At 55.7% G+C, this 720-nt stretch carries 1 protein-coding gene; it reads right to left on the bottom strand.

From position 1 onward, the window contains the following. Positions 1 to 458: transposase (locus P0D89_RS53685; RefSeq protein ID WP_408379757.1), on the bottom strand; the 458-nt coding region annotated here is incomplete at its 3' end. Positions 459 to 720: the final 262 nt, after the last annotated feature.

Here is a 720-nt window from a genome sequence, read left to right as displayed (position 1 = left end):
CGATGGTTCACCGCCTTGAACTTGCTGCCGTCGATCGCAACGATCGCTTCGGCAAAGAGGTCCAGACGCTGGCATAGCACGACGAACTGACGGCAGACGCTTCGGATCGCTTTGCCGTTGTCTTTACGGAACCGCGCAATGGTCTTGAAGTCCGGCGCCAGGCGGCCCGTGAGCCACATCAGTTCGACGTTGCGCTGGGCCTCGCGTTCAAGGCGACGGCTGGACTGAATACGGTTCAGGTAACCGTAGATGTAGATCTTGAGCATCACCTCGGGGTGATACGACGGCCGACCGGTCAACGCTGGTTCGACACCTTCAAACCCGAGCTTATGAAGATCAAGTTCATCTACAAAGACATCAACCACGCGCACGGGATTCGTGTCCGTCACGTAGTCATCAAGCGCCTCTGGGAGGAGAAAGCTTTGCGTACGATTGTCGCCTTGAACGAATCGTTTCATCTTGCTCATCCCACGCTATCGGATGAGGAATTCTAGCGCTCCAAAAATGCGTTTTGACACAGTCTGGGCCGACTTCTGCCTGTTGTCCGGCGGACATGTTTCGCGTCTAGCCTCAGCGCACGCGATATTTTTGTCGACACGCTGCTGGTGGCAGTTGCCATGTTTAATTCGCGCGCGGGAATCCATTGCTCAGCAAGCCAGCACCTTACCCACGGTACTACGTCCCGTCGAGTCGACGACTTTAATAGCGCAGAGTTACAGG

This window comes from Paraburkholderia sp. RL18-085-BIA-A, from assembly GCF_046027075.1.
In the GTDB taxonomy this organism is placed as follows: Bacteria; Pseudomonadota; Gammaproteobacteria; order Burkholderiales; family Burkholderiaceae; genus Paraburkholderia.
This window is presented reverse-complemented; position numbering and strand designations above follow the sequence as displayed.